The organism is Oleiphilus sp. HI0123 (genome assembly GCF_001635315.1).
The window spans coordinates 1-1,945 of sequence record NZ_LWGE01001634.1; the positions used below are offsets into that span (position 1 = coordinate 1).

The following is a 1,945-nucleotide window of genomic DNA, read 5'->3' on the forward strand; positions in this document are numbered from 1 at the left end:
ACTGATAAAAGACGGCTTCAAGGTCATGGTTTATACCACTGACGATCCACTTGTTGCTAAACGCCTTGAAGAAATGGGCTGTGTTGCGGTCATGCCTTTGGGTGCTCCGATTGGCTCTGGCCTTGGCATTCGTAACCCCTACAACATCAAGCTAATTCTCGAAAATGCGAAGGTGCCAATATTAGTTGATGCTGGTGTTGGTACAGCCTCAGACGCAAGTATCGCGATGGAGCTAGGTTGTGATGGCGTACTCATGAATACAGCAATTGCTGCAGCTCAAGACCCTATCCTAATGGCCCAGGCTATGCGCCTGGCAGTAGAAAGTGGTCGAGCGGCTTATCTTGCTGGCCGTATGCCACGTAAGTTATACGCTTCAGCCTCTTCGCCAATAGAGGGCTTGATCGTCTAGTCATATTGACTCAAGATAGACCTTAATACTTATTTAGTGATTATTTATAGGAAACGCTGAGAATGCCGGACCAGCCGACAAGCAATACCCCTAATAGCAAGACAGAAAAAAGCAACAAGCCTAATCGTCGCCAGCAAATTCTGGAAGTGCTGGCTCAGATGCTTGAGAAGAATCCTGGCGAAAGGATCACAACCGCTAAACTTGCCAAGGAAGTCGGCGTCACTGAAGCAGCGCTATACCGACACTTTCCCAGCAAAGGGAAGATGTTTGAAGGCCTGTTAGAATTTATAGAAGAGTCGGTATTTACACGCATCAAATTGATTACTCAAGAAGTCCCTGGAAGCATTGAGCGACTTCAGCGGATCGTAATCTTTATATTGGCTTTTGCTGAAAAGAACCCCGGTATGTGTTCTTTATTAGTAGGCGGTGCATTGGCGGGTGAAAAGCCAAAAATTCGACAGCGTTCTGCCCAGTTCTTTGATCGTCTTGAAACTCAGTTACGCCAAATAATCCGAGAAGCTGAAATTCGCGAGCAAAAGAGACCTCGCCTAACCGGCAGCAGTGCAGCGAGTTTGCTCACTTTAAATATCGAAGGTCGTATCCACCAATATGTGCGTAGCGAATTTAAGCGTAGCCCTACGCAAGGTTGGTCAGCACATTGGCCCATGCTTGCTAGTAGTTTATTCCAGAGTGACTAAGCTATCCGCCTCAATAAGCTCTCCCTTGTAGCTTATTGAGGCTCTTCAACCCTCACAGGATTTCATTTATCTTCCAACCGAGTTCTACCACTCGTTAAAGCTACAAGGTTTAGCCAAGCTAGAATTAGTTGCCGTTAGCCAGTTGTTAATCCTAACAAGCGCCAATTATCAGCGATTTTCCCAGTACAAAGAATAAGCGAAATACATTGCCTTTCTTTACAGGTGCTATACCCTAAGTAGTACTCCGTTTTGTCATTTATCCTCGATACCTGGCTCAGCGCCACTCTGTGCTAATTATCTATAAAGATATTTAGCGCAAATACGAAGGCAGCCAAATGACAGACTTACGCTTGTGCTACCAAACCATTGAGTTTGGTAAGACCGATATTCATCTCTGTACACTCCGTGACAGACAGCAATTTCATGATCCGGAAGGCATCGCTGAGAAACTGGGCATCAGCTCTGCAGCATGGCCCATCTTCGGTGTCATCTGGCCTTCCAGTATGGTGCTCGCACACTTCATCTTTAACTACACTATTGGTGATAAAAGGGTCCTGGAAGTTGGTTGCGGCATGGCTTTATCGAGTTTATTACTAAATAAGCAGCACGCCGATATTACTGCCACTGACTACCACCCTGAAACTGAAAAATTCTTACAACGAAATACCGAACTTAATAGCGACGCCGACATCACCTTTGAACGTATAGACTGGGCTAAAGATAATGATAGCTTAGGCCTTTTCGACCTGATCATTGGTAGCGATATATTATATGAAGACGAACACATTAGCTTATTAGCTAATTTCTTTGAAAGACACTCCAAGCCAACAAGTGAGGT

At 45.1% G+C, this 1,945-nt stretch carries 2 protein-coding genes and 1 pseudogene; all 3 read left to right on the forward strand.

What is annotated here, in order from left to right:
• A pseudogene (locus A3761_RS22000) lies at positions 1-409 on the forward strand (thiazole synthase); the annotation flags it as partial.
• A 62-nt stretch (positions 410-471) separates the two neighbouring features.
• Positions 472-1,107: a nucleoid occlusion factor SlmA gene (slmA, locus tag A3761_RS22005; protein ID WP_068512101.1), complete on the forward strand. Its 636-nt coding sequence runs from the start codon at positions 472-474 to the stop codon at positions 1,105-1,107.
• Positions 1,108-1,442: 335 nt separating this feature from the next.
• Positions 1,443-1,945, forward strand: a 503-nt coding sequence (locus tag A3761_RS22010) for a methyltransferase (protein WP_068750882.1), incomplete at its 3' end; no start/stop codon positions are given.

Bases quoted from the DNA above. Each gene is read 5' to 3' on its own strand.
- slmA (WP_068512101.1), top strand. From the start codon at position 472: ATGCCGGACCAGCCGACAAGCAATACCCCTAATAGCAAGACAGAAAAA.